We start from the raw sequence: 18,850 nt of genomic DNA on the forward strand, positions 1-18,850 counted from the left end.
CATGGATGCGCAAACCATTATCGCCCGTCGCGTGGCGCAGGAGCTTCGACCGGGCAATCTCGTCAATCTCGGCATTGGTATCCCGACGCTGGTCGCGAACTATGTTCCCAAGGAAATGAGCGTGTTCTTCCAGTCCGAGAACGGGCTTATCGGCACCGGACCGATCCCCGAGCAAGGGATGTCGCATCCCTTGCTGACCGATGCCGGCGGCAGACCCATCAGCGCGCTGCCGGGCGCGGCGACTTTCGATAGCGCGATGTCCTTCGGCCTGATCCGGGGCGGTCATGTCGATGTCACCGTGCTCGGCGGTTTGCAGGTCGATGCCGACGGTCACCTCGCCAACTGGATGATCCCGGGCAAGATGGTGCCGGGCATGGGCGGCGCGATGGACCTCGTGACCGGCGCCAAGCGGGTCATCATCGCCATGCAGCACGCAGCGAAGGGCAAATCCAAGATCGTGGCCAAGTGCAATCTGCCCTTAACCTCGTCGCGACCGGTCGACCTTGTCGTGACGGACATGGCGGTCATCGCGTTCCCAGGCGGGAAGGCGACGCTGCTGGAGACTGCACCCGGTGTGGGCGTTGCGGAGGTCCTGGCCGTCACGGAGGCGGAGCTCACCGTGCCGGACAACGTCCCCCAAATGAAGCTCTGATGAAGCGGACGGAGCCATGCGGATATTCAACGGATTCGATGAACTCAAGGCCGCGGTCGGCACCGAGGTTGGCGTCAGCGACTGGATCGAAATTACCCAGGAACGGATCAACAAATTCGCGGATGCGACTTGCGATGAGCAATGGATCCACGTGGATCAGGAGCGCGCCCGCGCCGAAATGCCCGGCGGCAAGACCATTGCCCACGGCCTCCTGTCGCTCAGCATGGCGCCCATGTTCATCCGGGAGGTCATGGGACTGAAGGGACTCAAGAACACCTTGAACTACGGCGCCGACCGAATTCGCTATCTCGCTCCGGTCCCTTCGGGGTCACGGCTTCGCGGCCGGGTCGGCATCGCCGAGGCGGAAGAGGTTCCACCCAATGGTCTGCGGGTGAGCTACCGTCTGGTCATCGAGATCGATGGTGGCCAGCGACCGGCCTGTGTCGCCGAGCTGATCGCACTCCATTATCGCTGAAAGTCCGCTATCTCAGTCGATGATGTGATAGCCACCGTCGATATAGAGCACCTCGCCCGTGATGAGCTTGGCTCCATCGAGAGCCAGGAACGCGGTGGCATTGCCGACGTCGTCGATACTGACAAGCCTTCGTGACGGTGCGTGTTCCTGCGCCTTGTCCATGAGCTCGTCGAACTCCGGGATACCCGATGCCGCGCGTGTCGCGAGCGGTCCGGGCGAGATCGCGTGAACACGAATGCCTTTCGGTCCGAGCTCCGCTGCGATGTACCGCACCGCGGCCTCGAGCGCAGCCTTGGCAACGCCCATGATGTTGTAGTTCTTCACCACGCGCTGACTGCCATAATAGGACATGGTGAACATGGTCCCGCCGTCCTTCATCAACGGCTCGGCCAGATGCGCCATCCGCATGAACGACCAGCATGATACGTCCATCGTCTTCTGGAAGCCCTCGCGGTCGACATCGACCACGCGTCCGTGCAGCGCCTCCTTCGGCGAAAAGGCGATGGAGTGAAGCAGGAAGTCGAGGCGGCCCCATTCCTTCGCGATCGTCTCGAACGTCTGCTCCATTTGTCCGTCGACCATCACATCGAGCGGCATGAAGAGCGGTGCCTCGAGCATCTCCGCCAGGGGCTGGACGTGCTTCTTCGCCTTGTCGTTCAGATAAGTGACCGCAAGATCCGCTCCGAGAGCGCGGAACGCCTTTGCACACCCCCAGGCTATCGACTGGTCGTTCGCGATGCCGACGATCAGACCCTTGCGCCCCTTGAGCGCGACCTTGGTCTCGGGAAACTCCGGAATGCTCATGACGCGCTCTCTCGTTTCTGCCCAGGTTGATGCTTCCAGATCAGCGCCACGGTGTGCTGCGCGATCATAAGCTCTTCATCGGTCGGCACGACATAAACGGGAACGCGGCTGCCGGCTGACGAAATCCTGCTGGCGTGCCTGCCGTTCTCGACCGGATCAAGAGCGATACCGAGCCAGGCAAGCCTTTCGGCGATGCGTGCGCGGATGGAGGACGAATTTTCACCGATGCCGGCCGTAAACACGAAGGCGTCGAGCCCCTGTAGCGCGGCCGTCAGCATCCCTGCATTGAGTCCGATCCGGTACGTGAAATAGTCGATGGCAAATGCGGCATTCGGGTCCGCGCTGGCCTCCAGCTCCCGCATGTCGTTGCTGACGCCGGACAAGCCTTTCAGGCCGCACTCGCGGTAGAGAAAGTGCTGCGCGCTCGAGGCCGACATGCCTCTTTCGGCCATCAGGTAGAGCACCACGCCGGGATCAAGCTGACCTGGACGCGTGCCCATGACGAGCCCGTCCAGCGCCGTAAAGCCCATCGTGCTTTCGACGCTCTTGCCGGCCTTCATCGCACACATCGAGGCGCCGTTTCCGAGATGAGCCACGATGACGCGGCCATTCGCAATCTCCGGCGCGGTCCCCGGAAGGGCATTTGCGATGTACTCGTAGGACAGCCCGTGAAATCCGTAGCGTCGTACGCCTTCTTCGTGGAGCCGTCGCGGAATCGCGTAGTGATCCGCCAGAGCGCCGTGCGCGCGATGGAAGGCCGTGTCGAAACAGGCGACCTGCGGCAGGTTGGGTAGATTTGTCATAAGCGAGCGGATCGGCGCCAGATTGTGCGGCTGGTGCAGGGGCGCAAGCGAGGCATAGCGTTCAAGACGGGCCACGACGCCATGGTCGAGCACCACCGGTCGATCGTAATCCGGACCTCCGTGAACCACGCGATGGCCAACGGCCAGCGGCGTAATGCGCTGTTCCTCCCTCAACCAATCGCCGGCCACGTGCAGTGCCGCCGGAACATCCCGAACGCTGTCGGCCGGAAAGTCGCGATCGACAAGTTTATCGCCCTTCACGTTCGCGGCGCGCAATCTCGGCCGGCTGCCAATGCCATCGACCTGTCCCTTGATCTGCCGCTCCGGCCGGCCGCCACCATCGAACGCGAAGATCTGGAACTTCACGCTCGACGAACCTGCGTTGACGACCAGAATCGTATCCATCGCGGTTACGCCACGGCTGCCGCCCGGCGCCGGCGGGCGTGGGCATAGAGCGTTGCGACGGCGCACGATGCCATGCGTGCGCGCAGCGGGTCCGAACGCGAGGTCAACACGATGGGAACCCGGGCGCCGAGCACGACGCCGGCGCCATCCGCCTTGGCGAAGTAAGCCAGATTCTTGGCGAGCATGTTGCCTGCCTCGAGGTCCGGCACGACAAGTATCTGAGCGCGGCCTGCGACTTCCGATTTGATTCCCTTGATCCTGGCAGCGTCCACGTCCACCGCATTGTCGAATGCGAGCGGACCATCGAGCAGTCCGCCGATGATCTGTCCGCGATCCGCCATCTTGCAAAGCGCGGCCGCTTCGATCGTCGACGGGATCTTGGCCGTCACGGTTTCGACCGCCGACAGGATCGCCACGCGCGGCAGGGAGCCGAAGCCGGCCTGCACGAAAAGGTCGATCGCGTTCTGGATGATGTCGCGCTTGCAGTCGAGGTCCGGGAAAATATTGATCGCAGCGTCGGTGACGAAGATCGTCTCCCCATAGGCTGGGACGTCCATGATGAAGACGTGACTGATGCGGCGTTCGGTACGCAGCCCCGTCTTCGCAGTCACGCTCCGCATCAATTCGTCGGTGTGAAGGCTGCCCTTCATCAGGAGCTCGGCCTTGGCTTCGTGGATCATCTCCACGGCTTTGCCCGCGGCCGCCTCGCTGTGCGGCGCATCGACGATCTCAAAGCGACTGATGTCGATGCCGTGCTTGGACGCGGCGTCCTTGATCTTCGCGGTCGGCCCAACCAGTATTGGCTTGATGAGGCCGGCGCCCGTCGCCTCGACGACGCCGCGAAGCGAACTCTCGTCGCAGGGGTGTACCACCAGCGTCGTTGCGGACGGAATCGTCTTGGCCATGGCGATCAAGCGATCATATTTGCTTGGACGGGCTTGATCCACGTCAGATGGCTGCACGCTCATCGCTCCACTCCCTGGGCCGTGAGAGACCTCATGACGCCTTTGCCTGACGACGAAAGGAGCTCTCTGGCGCATCCTTGCCAAGACCGAACAAATCGGCCACACGCATCAGGCGATCTCTGGTTTCGCCGGAGATCTCACCGGCCGCCGACAGCACCTCGCGGATGGCGGCAAAGACCGCTCGGCGCGCGCCCATGTCGTGCGGCAGCATCGCCGGAATGGCCGCCAAGGCCGCCTCCTGGTCCAGCAGCAGCATGAAGAACTGCTCCCGGACCAGCATCTTGAACTCGGCGACAGTCAGGTGCGATTCCGCATCGTCCTTCCGCATCCGCCGCAGTGCTTCGAGGCTCCGTTCGTCGACCATGCCGCGCGCCATGCCGACATAAAGCAGCGCCCGGAGCCCGCATTCACGCAGGCCGCCGCTTGAAATCTTCGCCTTCAGCTCAGTGATGCGCGCATCCAGAGCCTTGCGGTGCTCCGCCGACATCTCCGGGTGCGGCGACGGATCGGCATTCGGGTCGATGCCGACGGCCGCCTGCAATACGGGCGAGCCGTAGAGCGCCAGGAACATCGATTCACTCATCGCTTCCTGCGTATCGCGCCACTTGTCGAGCGCGTTGACGATGCCCTCGGACATCGCTTCCTGGGCTTTCAGGAAAGGATTGCCCGTCGCGGCCGGCTTGCGGTGCTCGCGGATCGCTTCTGCCTCGTTGGCAACGCCCTTCATCAGCGGCCCTTCGCCACCGAAGATCTCGTAGCTGAGGCGCAACGGATGGAGCTTGCGCATCCAGTTCGCCATCTGCGGCGTCGTCATCGCCCGCACCCAGGGCTGGACGAATGTCCGGTAGTTGGCGAGATTGATCTCCGACACTTTCTTGGCAGTCGCAAAACGTCGCTCGTCCTCGGGCGAATTTCCCCCAAGCGCGCGCAGATCGTCGAGGGTGCGCTGTTCGCAGCGCATGATCCATTTCCCGTGTGCCAGGTCGGGATTGGCGGTGTCCTCGGATTTCGCCAAGAAGGTCGCCTCGTAGAGTCCCGGCGGCAACACGTCGATCAGGTCTATGTTGCTGGAGAACTCGGCATGTTCCTTCTTGGCGATGCCGCCGGAGACGAAGATCCCTAGATGGCCAACGGTCTCGTGCACGGTGTAGACGATGGTCTGGCCGTAGTACCTGATCTCCTCGGTGCTCTTGTAGAGATCGAGGATCCAGCCGAGCGCCTGCTGCGGCGGCGTGATGTTGTCGCCCTTGGAGCAGAACACCACGATCGGAGAGCGAATTTTGCGGAGGTCGATGACCTCGCCGTCCGAGGTCTTGATGCGCCCGGCCGCGAGGTTGTTGCCGACGAAAAGCTCGTCGACGATGAACTGGATCTCCTCGGCGTTGAGATTGACATGGCCGCCCCACCAGCGCTCGAACTCGAGATAGCGGTCGGCCTCGGTGTCAACCTTCGAATAGACGTTGTACTGCTTGGTCCAGAGCGTGTTCGACGGATTCATGTTCTCGAAATTCTGGACCAGCCAGGCTCCGTCGAATTTGCCACCGCCCAGATCGCTGGTGAGCGCAGTGAGCCAGCTTCCGCCCAGGAGGCCTCCAGAGTAACGCATCGGAAATTTGCCGCGGACGCCGGCCCAATATGACAGCGGCGCACCGGCAATGATGACCGGTCCGAACAGCTCGGGTTGCAACGATGCGAGGATCATCACGGCCCAGCCGGCTTGGCAGTTGCCGATCACGCAGGGCTTGCCGTCAGCCTCCGGATGCAGCGCGATCACTTTCTCGATAAAGGTGCCTTCGGCGCGGGCAATGTCCTCGATGGTCTGTCCCGGCATCGGCTCCGGCGTGAAGCCGATGAAATAGCAGGGGTGGCCAGCCTTCATCGCAACGCCGATCTCGCTGTCGGCCTTGAACCCACCGATGCCCGGACCATGACCGGCCCTCGGATCGATGACGACAAAGGGTCGTCGCGTGGCGTCGATCTCGACACCGACGGGTGGCTTGACGCGCACCAGCCCATAGTTCACCGGCCGCTTCAAGCTGCGTCCATCCGCAATCAGCTCGACCTCGTAGTTGAGAACGTGCGGGACGGTTTCGGCGAGATGCTCACGATATTGCTCGCCCCGGCGGCGCAGAACGTCCATGAACAGGACGCTGCGCTGACCGCTATCGAGCAGATATTCAAATGCGGATGCAAAAATACCAGGCAGTGCTTCGCCTGGATTTGCTGGCTTTTCCGTCATGGAATTGTCGTCCTTGAGCCTGCTGTCCTGAACGATGGTCGGCTTCGCAAACGGACCATTGATCTAAGTCAAGCATGCGGAGCGACGATCGCCGATCTCATCTTGCAACCAGCGAGGCGCACGATGACGCCAGCCACATATTCGGCAAGGGAACAGCTCAGGGATGGACGACCGGTCCACATCCGCGCACTGAAGCCGGATGACGAAGCCGGCATGCTCGCCGCCATCGACCACACCAACGCGGAGTCGTTGCGGCGTCGCTTCTTCGTCACAAAGCGCAATTTCTCAGCGAATGAGAAGGCCTTCTTTCTCAACGTCGATTTCGTCAAGCATGTCGCGCTGGTCGCAGTCGTCGAGGATGAAGGCGGGCCAACCATCGTCGGCGGCTGTCGTTATATCGTCACGGAACCGGGCGAAGCCGAGGTCGCCTTTGTCGTTATCGACGCGTATCAGGGACAAGGGATCGGAACGATGCTGACGTCGCATTTGGCGGGCCTTGCGCGTGAGGCCGGGCTGAAGCAGCTCGCGGCTGATGTGCTGCAGGAAAACACCGCCATGCGTAAAGTGCTCGGCAAATGCGGCTTCCAGACCGGCCGCAGCGTCGATCCGCAGGTCGTCCACCTGACGCTGCCGCTCGCGTCAACCGCTGGAACCGCCTCCGGCGCCTGAGACGAGCGTCTCGATTGGCCGGCCTTGGGCCGCTCGGCCGATTTCGGAGGACGGCGGTGTCCCCTCAACGCCGCCGTCTTCTCTCGCTCTTTCCTAGTAGCCGTATGGATATTGACCCGGGCAGACGTAGTTGCCGCGGGCGTCGTAATAGCAGCTGTTGTTAGTAGCCGTACGCTCCAGCGGCAGCCGCCCCTGCAACAGCAGCGGCGCCGTAGCCCCAACCGGGCCGGTAGTAACCGCCGCCATAGCCCGGATAGCCCGGTCGTCCCGCGATGGGGCGACCTGGATACCCCGGACGGCCTGGACGGCCAGCTATCGGATGGCTGGGGCGCGGCCCGCCCGCAACGCGATAGCCACGACCGCCGTGAACCCGCCCGGCATAAGCACCACCGCCCCGAACGTGCGCTCCGCGCATACCGCCGCCATGGAAGCCGCCAGCGCGCATACCGCCGCCGTGGAAGCCGCCCCCGCGGCCGCCGCGCGCTAGTGCATCATCGGGAACAAGACTGGCCGCGACGAGAATGGCTGCGGCGAGGCCGATCGGACCGTAACGAACCATGGGCATCCTGCTGAAGTTGGAGTGCCGTCGATCCCGCGGATTGCAGCATTGATGCACCGCCAGCAGCGACAGGCACCAGCCATCACAGTCTGCGGCACCGAACGATCATGCTTGACCTAGATCAAGGCGCGGCTGCGGGACTATCAAACGAGCGCGCAGAACCGGAACCGTACCAGCAGAACGCCGGAGACTGTTTGCAGGCGACGCGGCATGGGCAGACGCTGCCCACCTCCGCGACACGGTTTTGCCGTGCGCGCGATTTGCCATTTCGTCGCATGGCTTTCCAGCCTCGTCGGCATTGCCGCCTCGTCCATGATGAAACATGATGGGTTACGGCCGGTGACGACTTTTCTTTGAGAGGTGGAGGTCATAAGATGAACGGAGACGAAATCCGCCGGTTCATCGCGGAGGTCAAGCAAGGCACGTTATCGCGACGCTCGTTCATCCAGACAATGGCTGCGGTCGGGATCGCAGCGCCGGTCGCAAGCCAGATCCTGATCTGGAACGACGTGGCGATGGCGGACGCCACGCTGCAATACAAGCCGACCAAGGCCGGCGGCGGCGGCCCGCTCAAGATCCTGGTCTGGCAGGCCCCGACGCTGCTCAATCCGCATTTCGCGATCGGCACCAAGGATCAGGTCGCCTCGCGCATCTTCTTCGAGCCGCTCGCCGGCTGGGACAAGGAGGGTAACCTCATCCCCTGCCTCGCCGCAGAGGTCCCGACCAAGGCGAACGGCGGCCTCTCGGCGGACGGCACGAGCGTGACCTGGAAGCTGAAACAGGGCGTGACATGGCACGATGGCAAGCCCTTCACCGCCGACGACGTCGTCTTCACCTGGCAATACGCCGCGGACCTCGCGACGGCCGCGTACACCACGGGATCCTACAAGGACATCACTGTCGAGAAGATCAACGACCACACGGTCAAGGTGATCTTCCAGGCCCCGACCCCGTTCTGGGCCGACCCTTTCGTCGGCGCGGTCGGCCAGATCCTGCCAAAGCATCATTTCGGCGACTATGCCGGCGCAAAGTCGCGCGACGCGCCGGGTAATCTGAAGCCGGTCGGCACCGGCCCGTACAAGTTCGTCGAGTTCAAGCCGGGCGACTTGATCAGAGCCGAACGCAACCCCGACTATCACGTCAAGAACCAGCCGCATTTCGACACGCTCGAGGTCAAGGGCGGCGGCGACGCGGTCTCCGCGGCGCGCGCGGTGCTGCAAACCGGCGAATACGACTATGCCTGGAACCTGCTGGTGGAGGATGAAGTCCTCAAGCGCATGGAGGCCAGCGGGAAAGGAAAGGTGGAATTCACGCCCTCCGGCGGCGTCGAATTCATCATCCTCAACACGACGGACCCGTGGACCGAGGTCGACGGCGAGCGCTCCAGCGTCAAGACCAAGCACCCGACGCTGTCCGATCCGGCCGTTCGCCAGGCGATCAACCTCCTGGTCGATCGCGAGGCGATCAAGAAATTCATCTACGGCCGCGGCGGCATCGCAACGGCGAGCTTCGTCAACGAGCCCGCACAGTTCAAATCGAGCAAGCTGAGATACGAATTCAACGTCGACAAGGCGAACAAGATCCTGGACGAGGCCGGCTGGACGAAGGGCGCGGACGGCATCCGCGAGAAGGATGGCAAAAAGCTCAAATACGTCTTCCAGACGTCGATCAACGCCCCGCGCCAGAAGACGCAGGCGATCATCAAGCAGGCCTGCCAGCGCGCGGGCATCGAGATCGAGCTCAAGTCGGTCACTGCATCGGTGTTCTTCTCGTCGGATGTCGGCAACCCCGACACCTACTCGAAGCTCTATTGCGACATGGAGATGTACAATACGACGCAGCCGCAGCCCGATCCGGAGCGGTTCCTGAACCAGTGCGTCTCCTGGGAGATCGCCAACAAGGACAACAAGTGGCTCGGCCGAAACGTCTCGCGCTGGTCCGATCCCGAGGCCGACAAGGCCTACAAGGCCGCGCAGAAGGAGCTCGATCCGGTCAAGCGCGCCGCGCTGCTGATCAAGGTCAACGAGATCTTCTGCGAGGCCAATGTGTTCGTGCCGATCCTCTCGCGCAACATCGTCGGCGGCGCCATCAATAACCTCATGGCCGACATCTCGGGATGGGACGTCACGACCTGGAATCTGGCGAGCTGGTATCGCAGCTGACGGCCGGCGCCTGACGGCCCGGCGGCACTCTCAGGGCGCCGGGCCGCATGCCGTATCTGCGCATGATGGCCTTGCTCAGGGCGCCTTCGGAAGCATACCCGACCTCGCTCGCGATCTTCGCGATCGGATCGGAGGTTCCGGCGAGCCGCTTGCGCGCGATCGTCAGTCTCAGATCGGACAGGAACGTCATTGGCGCGATCCCTGCGTGCTTTCGAAAGGCGCGCACCAGCGTCGCGCGCGAGGAAATGGCGATCGCCGCCATCTCGTCGAGCGTCCAGTCCCGGGCAAGATCATTGAGGATCGCGAGCACGACGCGGGCCGTTGTCCGGTCCTGCAACAACGACACCGTGCCGTTCCCGGAGGCCCTGTCCGCAAGATGGTCGCGAAGCATCATGACGAACAGGGCCCTCGCGAGATCGGCCACGACCATCTCCGACCCGACCCGTCCTGTGTCCAGTTCCTCACGGATATCGATCAACAGGTGCCGAAACCGCTCCAGTAACGGCTCGTTCGCCGTGCGAAGGACGATTTCATCGGGAAGGACTGCGATCAGGGGATTCTCATCCGACGTTTCGAACAGGAACCGGCCACAGAGGAGTTCGGTATCAATTTGAGCGTCGACCGTCGCGCGCTGGCGGACACCGTTTCGGACTTCAGTCGACATCCGCCCCGCAACGCCGCCCACCCGGCTTCGTACCAGATGACTGTCTCCGTGCGGCAGGAGGAGGATGTCACCAGCTTCAAGCCGCTGCGGGCCCAGGCCCGGCCTCTCGACTACACAAGAACCGCGCGTGACCATATGGAATTGCGCCCATCCCCTGCCGTTTGGCGCGTGTAACGACTCCCAGCTGCCACCAAATCTGCAGGAATCGTCGATCACAGGACGAATTCTGAACAGCGGCACCATCGCTTTCAACAATTCGGCGGCTTCCGCTTCCGACATTCGGCACTCCTTGATCCGCCCGGACATTAGTTCGAGCCGCCTGGCAATTCCACGGAGCGGCAAGCGCGTCCAGATTAAAGTTCGAGATACGAGCGGAGGGTAACATGGCAATGCTCGACTGGAACAACTACCGTCGCCAGGTCGTCGCCGGCGTTGGCGAGATCGGGAAGCTGACACCGGATACAGTCAAGGGTTACGCGACCCTGAGCGGCGCGGGTGCGAAGACTGGTCACCTCGATGCAAAGACACGCGAGCTGATCGCGCTCGCCGTCGCAATTAGCCTGCGCTGCGACGGTTGTATCACCGTCCATGCCGCTGAAGCGAAGAAGCACGGAGCGAGCGAAGCCGAGCTTGCCGAGGCGCTTGGCGTCGCAATCTCGGTAAATGCCGGCGCCGCGCTGGTCTACTCGACCCGGGCGCACGAGGCGTTCAGGGAAGCCTGAACCAACGAGTGATCGGGCGAATGAGGCCGCGAGTGCTCACGGCTTCTAACAAGACCTAACGAGCAATTTCAGCGGCCTCGGGTAATTGCCACGGCATAAAGGCGGCCGCGATCTTTCGACGTGACTCATGAGTAAAGCGCGCTTACCGATAGGGGAGACCGTATGATGTCCAAGGCGCCAATTGATCCATTGCCACGACCCGCAAACGTTTCGCGCCGGGGTTTTGTGGGAGGCCTGTCGGCGGGCATCCTGGGCGCGGTCGCGACTGAGGCGGCCGGTGCCGAAACGCTTGCCGACGTCCCCGATCGCGGGCCTGGGGCCATTCTGAGCGCTCACAGCGAACGATCCAGATTCGCCAAGATCGATCGCATTCCAGAGGCCGGCCCAGGCAAGCGCAACATCGACCCTGGCGATACCATCAATTCCAAGACGCCGCATCAGAAGCTGGTGGGAAACCTCACGCCGACCGATCTGCATTACGAGCGTAGCCATTCCGGCGTGCCCGATATCGATCCCGCGCAACACCGGCTTCTCATCCATGGCATGGTTCAGAAACCGCTGGTCTTCAGCGTCGACGATCTGAAGCGGATGCCATCGATCTCGCGCGTCGTTTTCATCGAATGCACCGGCAACGGATGGGAGAACTGGAAAAAGGCCGATCCCGAGCTGACGGTCCAGAACACGCATGGCCTGGTCAGCACCAACGAATGGACCGGTGTGCCGCTCAAGTTCCTGATCGACCTCGTGAGCAAGGACAAGAGCTCGAGCTGGATGCTTGCGGAGGGCGGAGACGGCGCGGGCGTCGACCGCAGCATTCCCCTCACCGACGAGATCGTGAACGAGGCTTTCGTCGCCTACGGGCAGAACGGCGAGCCGCTGCGGCCGGCGCATGGCTTCCCGATGCGGCTGGTAATGCCGGGATTCGAAGGCAACCTCAACATCAAATGGCTGCGCCGCCTGAAGTTCGGCAATCAGCCCTGGATGACGCGCTGGGAGACGGCGCGCTACACGCAGCTGCTTGCCGACGGCAAGGCGAGGCAATTCCAGCTACGCATGGAAACCAACTCCGTCATCACCCAGCCCTCGGGCATGATGCAGATCCAGCCGGGTTACAACCGCATCTCCGGTCTCGCCTGGAGCGGCCATGGCAAGATCGCCAAGGTCGAGATCTCGACCGACGGCGCGAAGACCTGGACGCAGGCGCAATTGAGCCAACCGGTGTTGTCGAAGGCCCAGGTCCGATTCCAGATGGATTGGGTCTGGGACGGCAAGCCGACCAGGATCGTAAGCCGTTCAACCGACGACAAAGGCAATGTTCAGCCGGACCGGCAGTCCTTCATCGCCGCGATGGGAACCAATGCGCTGTTTCACTACAACGCCCAGCAGACCTGGAGCATCGACGAGGCCGGGAGAGTCCGCAATGTGCTGGCATAACAAACAGCTTATCGCAGCCGTGCTCGGCTTCGGCGTGCTCGCCTCACCGGCGCTGGCTTTCGACTTCGGGCGTCCGGCGACGCCGGACGAGATCAAGCTGTGGGACATCGACGTCGGGCCGGACGGCAAGGGTCTGCCTGACGGCGCCGGCACGGTGGCACAGGGCAAGCAGGTGTTTTCAGACAATTGCGCAGCCTGTCATGGCGACAACGGCCAAGGCGGCATCAAGGATCGTCTCGTTGGAGGACAGGGCACGCTCGCCTCCGGCATGCCGGTCAAGACTGTCGGCAGCTTCTGGCCCTACGCGACCACGTTGTTCGACTACATTCATCGCGCGATGCCTTATCCGACGCCGGGCTCGCTCAGCACCGACGACACCTATGCCGTCACCGCCTACATCCTGAGCCTCAACGGCATCGTTCCTGCGGACGCCAAGCTCGACAAGGCCAGCCTGCCGAAAATCAGGATGCCCAATCGCGACGGCTTCGTTCCGGAGGCTGAATTCGACCCGGCCCGATTAGCCCGCAAGAAGTGAGCGGGTGATGATGAAGCTTTCGGCACTGATCCGGATCTTCGCTCTCGTTGTAGCGACATGTTTATGGGAGACGCAAGCAATGGCCGCAGACGGACTCATCAGCATCAAGAGCAGCTTCGGGCTGGACGATACGATGAAGCGGCTCGAAGCCGAGGTGAAGGCCAAGGGCCTCACTGTGTTTGCCCATGTCGATCATGCTGCGGGTGCCGCCGCTGTCGGCCTGCCGCTGCGACCGACCGATCTCCTGATCTTCGGCAACGCCAAGGGCGGCACGCCGTTGATGCAGCAAGCGCAGACGATCGGCGTCGACCTACCGCTGAGGGCGCTCGTCTGGCAGGACGACCAAGGCGCGACCTGGCTGTCCTACAACGATCCAGCCTACCTCGCAGGCCGTCACGGCGTTGGCGAGCCGGCGAAGGCGGCCGTCGAGGCAATGACGGCAGCCTTGCATGCGATAGCGACCAAGGTTACCGCACCGTAGCGTGATGCTTGAGCCGCAAGGCACTATGACGAACCGGCGATGCTGATCCAGGAACCGGAACCTGATTCGGACGATACTCCGAGGAGCCCGCACTAGCGCAACGCTCGGACATGCCGCGGATCAGCCGTCGGCTTAGGTCCGCCGGATCGGCGTGTCATGATCCGCAAGTTCGATGAAGACCGGCTGATGATCGGAAGCATCAGTCTTACCGTTGACATCGATGTGACTGACCCGACCGGTCAGATCCTCCGTCGCGAAAATGAAGTCGCGACAATCGGGGCCCGCGGTCCATTGTACGTGATCATATAAACCGCAGGTTGGTGACCGCTGCCCGTCGGCATGAACGGCTGTCCAGGCGTCGCGATAGTTGAGTCCCGGACGACTGGACCGGTCAATCAACGCGTGCTGCGGATCCGTAACATCGAAGTTGAAATCGCCACACATCAGGCTCGAGGCAGCGACTGTCTGGCTTTCGTAGGGCTCGTCGGGCTGCCTCGTGGGCGCCTTGGGGCTGGTTGAGGCGTCCTCCTGCAAATCCAGCAGGCGCGCGATCTGCGCTTCTCGTTGAGCAACCGAGTAATACTCAAGATGCGTATTGACGATGCGCACCGCGCCGAAAGCAGCCTGAACCGTCACCTCCAAAGCATGGCGTCGCATGCTGCGGACGCTGCCCGCGCCGGGCCACGGCAGAATGTGGTTGTTGATCTGCAGGACCGGCAGACGCGACAGGGTCATGTTGCCGAAACGATGCAACTGGCCTGCTTGATCGACGGTCTCGATCGCAGGCCGGAATATCGGCATATAGCCGGGCAGCAGCGCGGCGAGTTCTGCGCTCTGATCGCCCCCACCGTCGTGGCTGGAGAAATTCGAGCTCACCTCCTGGAAACAGAAGACGTCTGCATCGGACGTCTCCCTGGCGATCGCGACGATCCTTGCGAGATCGGTCACGCCGTCGCAGCCCTTGCCGCACTGAATGTTCCAGGTGAGGAGTCGCATCAACGAATACCCGCGCGCATGAAAGATTGGACAAACTGCCGCTGGAACAGCAGGAACGCGACCAGCAGCGGCGCCATGGTCATCACGGTTGCCGCTGTGATGACCGACCAGTCCACGCCCGTCTCCGGCGCGCCGAACACCGCGAGACCCACGGTGAGCGGCCGCGCTTCGACCGAGTTCGTCACGATCAGCGGCCACAGGAAGTTGTTCCAGTGATAGCTGACCGAGACCAGACCGAACGCCACGTAGGTCGGACGCGCCAGCGGGACATAGACCCGCCAGAGAATTCCCAGTGGCCCGGCCCCCTCGACCCGGGCGGCCTCGACCAGCTCCTGGGGGACGCTCTTAAAAGTCTGCCGCAGCAGGAAGATACCGAAGGCGCTGGCGAGATAAGGCAGCGCGATGGCGGGGATAGTGTCCAGCAACCCGAGCTTGGCGATGGCGCGATAATTCTCCACGATCAGCACGTCGGGCATGATCATCAGCTGGAGCAGTACGAGCGCGAAAGCGATGCCGCTGCCCCTGAACTTGAAGCGCGCAAAGGCATAGGCCGCCAGCGTCGAAAGGATAAGCTGTCCGACCAGAACCAGGGTCACCAGCATGATCGTATTGAGATAGTAGCGAGCGAACGGGGCCTGTTTCCAGGCGCGTGCAAAGTTCTCCAGGGTCCATGGCGCGGACAGGCTGAACGACGTCGCATAGGCGGCCGGATGCAGCGCGCTCCAGAAGGCATAGGCCAGCGGCGCGAGCCAGATCAAAGCCAGGAGCCACGCGGCGACAGCCTCGACGGGATGTGTCCGGCCCCTCATTGATAGTGGATCCTGCGATCGAGATAACCGAACTTGACCAGCGCAACTGCACTCAGCAGCACCAGGAGCACCACCGTCAGCGTCGCCGCGTAGGACGAATCTTGGAAAGTGAAGGCGACCTCATAGATGTAGTACAGCAGCAGCGTGCTGGCGTTGTTCGGACCGCCCTTGGTCATGATGACGAGGTGATCCACCAGCTTGAACGAATTGATGACCGCGTTGATCGCCACGAACAGCGTGGTCGGCATCAGCAGCGGGAACGTGATCCGGCGGAATGTGTACCAGCGGCTCGCCCCTTCGATGGAAGCGGCCTCGTCGAGATCCGGAGAGAGCTGCTGAAGGGCCGCCAGGTAGAAGATCATGAAGAAACCGGCCTCTTTCCAGATCACCATCACGATCAGGCAACCCATGACCGTCGAGGGCTCGCCAAGCCAGTTCCAGCCGGCAAGACCGAAAAGTCCACGCAACTGATCGAGTAGGCCGTAATCCGGCGTGTAGAAGAACAGCCAGATGTTGGCGACAGCGATCATCGGCAGCACGGTCGGGGTGAAATAGGCCAGGCGCAGGAAGCTGCGACCGCGCATGTTGCGGTTGACCCAGATCGCCATGACCAGGGCCAGGGCAATCGACGCGGGAATGGTGCCGAGCGCGAACCAGAAATTGTTGACCAGCGCCTTCCAGAAGATCGGATCGGCTGCCATGGCCTGGTAGCTGTCGAGGCCGACAAAGACCTCGGTGCCGTTCCTGCGTGTGATGAACAGCGAATGCCGGATCGTCGCCAGGATCGGATAATGGGTAAACGTGATCAGCAAGACCGCGGCCGGCAGCAACAGCAGCCAGGCATTCACGGCGTTCCACCACGCCTGCGATCCAGCGCGGCGTTCGGGAATTGGCGATGAGGCGGCGAGATCGGACATCCCTGGAGTGGTGGGATGGCGGAGAGCCGCCATCCCACCGTTTCCCTTACTTGGAGGCGCGCAGCACGCGGTCGGATTGCGCTTGCGCGGAGGCCAAGGCCTCCTGCGGTTTCTGCGAGCCGGTTACCGCGGCCTGTACCGCATCGTTCACGAACTTGTAGATACGTCCGTTCTCGTGGACAGAGAGCTCAGGCACGGCATGCTCGAGCTGATCGCGCGCGACGGTCGCCTGCGGGAAGCCCTTGGCGTATTCCTCCATTGCCTTGGTCTTGTAAGCAGCCGGCGATACCGCGACGTAACCGGTCTTCATGCTCCACTCCGCCGCGCGTTCCGGCGCCGTCATCCACTGGATGAACTTGACGGCCGCCTTCTGCTGCTCGGGGGATGCGCTCTTGAAGATGTAGAAGCTGCCGCCGCCGGTCGGCGAGCCGCGCTGCTCCTTGGCCGGAAGCATGGCCACGCCGAACGGGAATTTCGCGGCGTCCTTGACGGCCGTGAGGTTACCGGTGGTGTGCCACATCATCGCCGTCTTGCCTTCGAGGAAGTCGGTGCGCAGCGTGGCCCAGTCGATGCTACCTGCAGGCATGACATTGTGCTTGCGGGACAGGTCGACCCAATAGTCGAGCGCGGCCACCGTCTTTGGCGCGGTCAGATGGACCTCGGTGCCGGCCTCGTTCATCATCTTCTGGCCGTTCTCGATCGCCAGCGCCTGCAGCATCCAATAGCCGTAGCCGGTCGTGGGAATCTCGACGCCCCAGCGCGTTGTGTTTCCGGAGCCGTCCTTCTTGATCAGCTTCTTCGACATCTCGACCATTTCGTCCCAGGACGCCGGCGCCTTCTCGGGATCAAGACCGGCCTCCTTGAAGGCGTCCTTGTTCCAGTACAGCACGATGGTCGAGCGCTGGAACGGGATGCTCCAGGTCTTGCCGTCGATCTGACCGTTAGCCATGAAGGCCGGATAGAATTCCTTGAACCATGATCTGTCGCTGACAAGGCCGTCAATCGGCACGATGGCGTTTTCGTCCATCAGCGTGAACACGTCGGTGGACAGCAGCACCGACAGTTGCGGCGGCTGGCCGCCCTTCATCGCCGTCATCGCCTTGGTCATCGTGTCCGTGTAGTTGCCGGCATAGACAGCCGTCACCTTGATGTCCGGATTGTCCTTCTCGAACCGCGAGACCATATCGTCGACGATCTTCGTGACGGGACCGCCGACGGCGACGGGATAGTACATCGTCAGATCCACTGCTGCGGCCGGACGGGCAGCGCCCATGGACAATGCGGCGAACGCGGCTGCCATCAGCATTGTACGTCGAGCAAACATCTTGGTCTCCTTCGTTATTCCTTCTGACCGTTCTGACACCGCCGCTCTCATCGGTCGGAGGCTGCCAGGCGACTCTCGTTGACGATGTTTTCCAACCGGGCTTCCGTGGTGGAATCGAACCTGTGTTCGTGATCCGCATCCCAGGCGATCCTGATATCTTCGCCCGGCTGAACCTTGCTAAAGCCGTCGAGCCGCACCGAGATCGGCTGATCATCGATCTCGCACAGCACGATGCTGTCGGCGCCGAGATGCTCGACGGCTTTGACACGCACGACGTGATCGCCACCCGGGACGAGGCGAATGTGCTCCGGCCGGATGCCGATGAGCCGATCGTTCTGGCGCACGAGATTCATCGGCGGCGTGCCGATGAACCGCGCCGTGAACGCCGTTGCGGGGCGGTTGTAGAGTTCTTCCGGAGAGCCGTTCTGCTCGATGCGGCCGTCACGCATCAGCACGACGCGGTCGGCCATCGTCATGGCTTCCGTCTGGTCGTGGGTCACGTAGACCATGGTCATGCCGAGGCGTTGCTGCAGCGCGCGGATTTCCGTTCGCATCTCGTGGCGCAGCTTGGCGTCCAGATTCGAGAGCGGCTCGTCCATGAGGCAGACCCGCGCTTCCGCGATGATCGCCCGCCCCAGCGCGACGCGCTGGCGCTGACCGCCGGACAATTGCGACGGCTTGCGCTCGAGCAGATGGCTGAGGCCGACGATATCGGCCACGCGCCGGAGCCGCTCGTCCCGCTCGGCGCGCGACACGCGCCGCACGCGCAGACCGAAGACGATGTTCTCTGCCACGCTCAGATGCGGAAACAGTGCGTAGGACTGGAAGACCATGGAGATCTTCCGTTGCGCCGGGGTGAGATGCGTGACGTCGACGCCGCCAATAGTGATCGTGCCGGCGTCGGCCTCCTCGAGACCCGCGATCAGGCGCAGCGTGGTGGACTTTCCGCATCCGGAGGGCCCGAGCAGCACCAGCAGCGAGCCCTCGTCCGCCGTCAGACTAACGTTATCGACAGCGCGCATCGCCCCCCAGCATTTGGAGACGTGACTCAGCGTAATCGCCGACATGGCCGGTTCGCTCTCGGTTGCGATGATCTGCGCAAGTTAAAGATGTCGCCGCGCAAACCCGTTGAGTGCTGCTCGCGTGGAGCAGCGCAAGGTCGGTCACGACACGCAGACTGATCCATCCGTGTCCCTCCCTTTAACCACGCAACATTCATCGGCGTAGCGATTATT

The 18,850-nt window shown here is 62.6% G+C and carries 19 protein-coding genes; 8 read left to right on the plus strand and 11 right to left on the minus strand.

The window, feature by feature from the left end; translation table 11 throughout:
- The first annotated feature begins 1 nt into the window (after position 1).
- A complete protein-coding gene (locus AC629_RS07765) occupies positions 2-652 on the plus strand; it encodes a 3-oxoacid CoA-transferase subunit B (RefSeq protein WP_084804131.1) in 651 nt (216 codons plus the stop codon).
- A 16-nt stretch (positions 653-668) separates the two neighbouring features.
- Positions 669-1,127 carry a MaoC family dehydratase gene (locus AC629_RS07770; RefSeq protein WP_084804132.1) on the plus strand — a complete coding sequence of 153 codons (459 nt, stop codon included), beginning with the start codon at positions 669-671 and terminating at the stop codon, positions 1,125-1,127.
- A 12-nt stretch (positions 1,128-1,139) separates the two neighbouring features.
- Here AC629_RS07770 and fabI read toward each other — a convergent pair whose 3' ends face one another.
- The 4 genes from fabI to AC629_RS07790 are packed head-to-tail and all read right to left on the minus strand — an operon-like array spanning position 1,140 to position 6,343.
- Positions 1,140-1,931: an enoyl-ACP reductase FabI gene (gene fabI / locus AC629_RS07775; RefSeq protein ID WP_084804133.1), complete on the minus strand. Its 792-nt coding sequence runs from the start codon at positions 1,929-1,931 to the stop codon at positions 1,140-1,142.
- Positions 1,928-3,139, minus strand: a complete 1,212-nt coding sequence (locus AC629_RS07780; protein WP_084804134.1) for an acetate/propionate family kinase — start codon at positions 3,137-3,139, stop codon at positions 1,928-1,930. Before AC629_RS07780 ends, fabI begins: the two co-directional genes overlap by 4 nt.
- A 5-nt stretch (positions 3,140-3,144) precedes the next feature.
- Positions 3,145-4,107: a phosphate acetyltransferase gene (locus AC629_RS07785; protein ID WP_084804135.1), complete on the minus strand. Its 963-nt coding sequence runs from the start codon at positions 4,105-4,107 to the stop codon at positions 3,145-3,147.
- 28 nt (positions 4,108-4,135) lie between these two features.
- Positions 4,136-6,343, minus strand: coding sequence for a DUF3141 domain-containing protein (locus AC629_RS07790; protein WP_084804136.1), 2,208 nt, complete (start codon positions 6,341-6,343; stop codon positions 4,136-4,138).
- Positions 6,344-6,466: 123 nt separating this feature from the next.
- On the opposite strand from AC629_RS07790, the gene AC629_RS07795 reads away from it, so the two are divergent.
- Positions 6,467-7,012: a GNAT family N-acetyltransferase gene (locus AC629_RS07795; protein ID WP_084804137.1), complete on the plus strand. Its 546-nt coding sequence runs from the start codon at positions 6,467-6,469 to the stop codon at positions 7,010-7,012.
- Positions 7,013-7,172: 160 nt separating this feature from the next.
- Here the strand turns inward: AC629_RS07795 and AC629_RS07800 are convergent, their stop codons facing one another.
- Complete coding sequence (locus tag AC629_RS07800) at positions 7,173-7,571, minus strand: hypothetical protein (protein ID WP_349531095.1); 399 nt, start codon at positions 7,569-7,571, stop codon at positions 7,173-7,175.
- Positions 7,572-7,945: 374 nt separating this feature from the next.
- On the opposite strand from AC629_RS07800, the gene AC629_RS07805 reads away from it, so the two are divergent.
- A complete protein-coding gene (locus AC629_RS07805; protein ID WP_084804138.1) occupies positions 7,946-9,733 on the plus strand; it encodes a peptide ABC transporter substrate-binding protein in 1,788 nt (595 codons plus the stop codon).
- Here the strand turns inward: AC629_RS07805 and AC629_RS07810 are convergent.
- Positions 9,696-10,676 carry an AraC family transcriptional regulator gene (locus AC629_RS07810; RefSeq protein WP_210419006.1) on the minus strand — a complete coding sequence of 327 codons (981 nt, stop codon included), beginning with the start codon at positions 10,674-10,676 and terminating at the stop codon, positions 9,696-9,698. The genes AC629_RS07805 and AC629_RS07810 overlap by 38 nt on opposite strands.
- A 104-nt stretch (positions 10,677-10,780) precedes the next feature.
- Here AC629_RS07810 and AC629_RS07815 point away from each other — a divergent pair, with 104 nt between their 5' ends.
- From AC629_RS07815 to AC629_RS07830, 4 genes are all read left to right on the plus strand, one after another.
- A complete protein-coding gene (locus tag AC629_RS07815) occupies positions 10,781-11,119 on the plus strand; it encodes a carboxymuconolactone decarboxylase family protein (RefSeq protein ID WP_208866953.1) in 339 nt (112 codons plus the stop codon).
- 162 nt (positions 11,120-11,281) lie between these two features.
- Positions 11,282-12,553 carry a sulfite dehydrogenase gene (gene soxC / locus AC629_RS07820; protein ID WP_084804140.1) on the plus strand — a complete coding sequence of 424 codons (1,272 nt, stop codon included), beginning with the start codon at positions 11,282-11,284 and terminating at the stop codon, positions 12,551-12,553.
- Positions 12,540-13,088 (plus strand): c-type cytochrome, encoded by a 549-nt coding sequence (locus AC629_RS07825; protein ID WP_084804141.1) that lies wholly within the window; start codon positions 12,540-12,542, stop codon positions 13,086-13,088. The genes soxC and AC629_RS07825 overlap by 14 nt, the downstream gene beginning before the upstream one ends.
- A 10-nt stretch (positions 13,089-13,098) precedes the next feature.
- Positions 13,099-13,569 (plus strand): DUF302 domain-containing protein, encoded by a 471-nt coding sequence (locus AC629_RS07830; RefSeq protein ID WP_084804163.1) that lies wholly within the window; start codon positions 13,099-13,101, stop codon positions 13,567-13,569.
- 132 nt (positions 13,570-13,701) lie between these two features.
- Here AC629_RS07830 and AC629_RS07835 read toward each other — a convergent pair whose 3' ends face one another.
- From AC629_RS07835 to AC629_RS07855, 5 genes are all read right to left on the minus strand, one after another.
- Entirely contained in the window at positions 13,702-14,565 is an 864-nt protein-coding gene (locus AC629_RS07835) for an endonuclease/exonuclease/phosphatase family protein (RefSeq protein WP_084804142.1), read from the minus strand.
- Positions 14,565-15,374 carry a carbohydrate ABC transporter permease gene (locus tag AC629_RS07840; RefSeq protein ID WP_074117026.1) on the minus strand — a complete coding sequence of 270 codons (810 nt, stop codon included), beginning with the start codon at positions 15,372-15,374 and terminating at the stop codon, positions 14,565-14,567. The genes AC629_RS07835 and AC629_RS07840 overlap by 1 nt, the downstream gene beginning before the upstream one ends.
- Positions 15,371-16,291 carry a carbohydrate ABC transporter permease gene (locus AC629_RS07845; RefSeq protein ID WP_084804143.1) on the minus strand — a complete coding sequence of 307 codons (921 nt, stop codon included), beginning with the start codon at positions 16,289-16,291 and terminating at the stop codon, positions 15,371-15,373. The genes AC629_RS07840 and AC629_RS07845 overlap by 4 nt, the downstream gene beginning before the upstream one ends.
- A 46-nt stretch (positions 16,292-16,337) precedes the next feature.
- Entirely contained in the window at positions 16,338-17,597 is a 1,260-nt protein-coding gene (locus tag AC629_RS07850) for an ABC transporter substrate-binding protein (protein WP_084804144.1), read from the minus strand.
- A gap of 65 nt (positions 17,598-17,662) precedes the next feature.
- Positions 17,663-18,682: an ABC transporter ATP-binding protein gene (locus AC629_RS07855; RefSeq protein ID WP_084804145.1), complete on the minus strand. Its 1,020-nt coding sequence runs from the start codon at positions 18,680-18,682 to the stop codon at positions 17,663-17,665.
- Positions 18,683-18,850: the final 168 nt, after the last annotated feature.

This window comes from Bradyrhizobium sp. NAS80.1 (assembly GCF_001908205.1).
GTDB lineage: Bacteria > Pseudomonadota > Alphaproteobacteria > Rhizobiales > Xanthobacteraceae > Bradyrhizobium.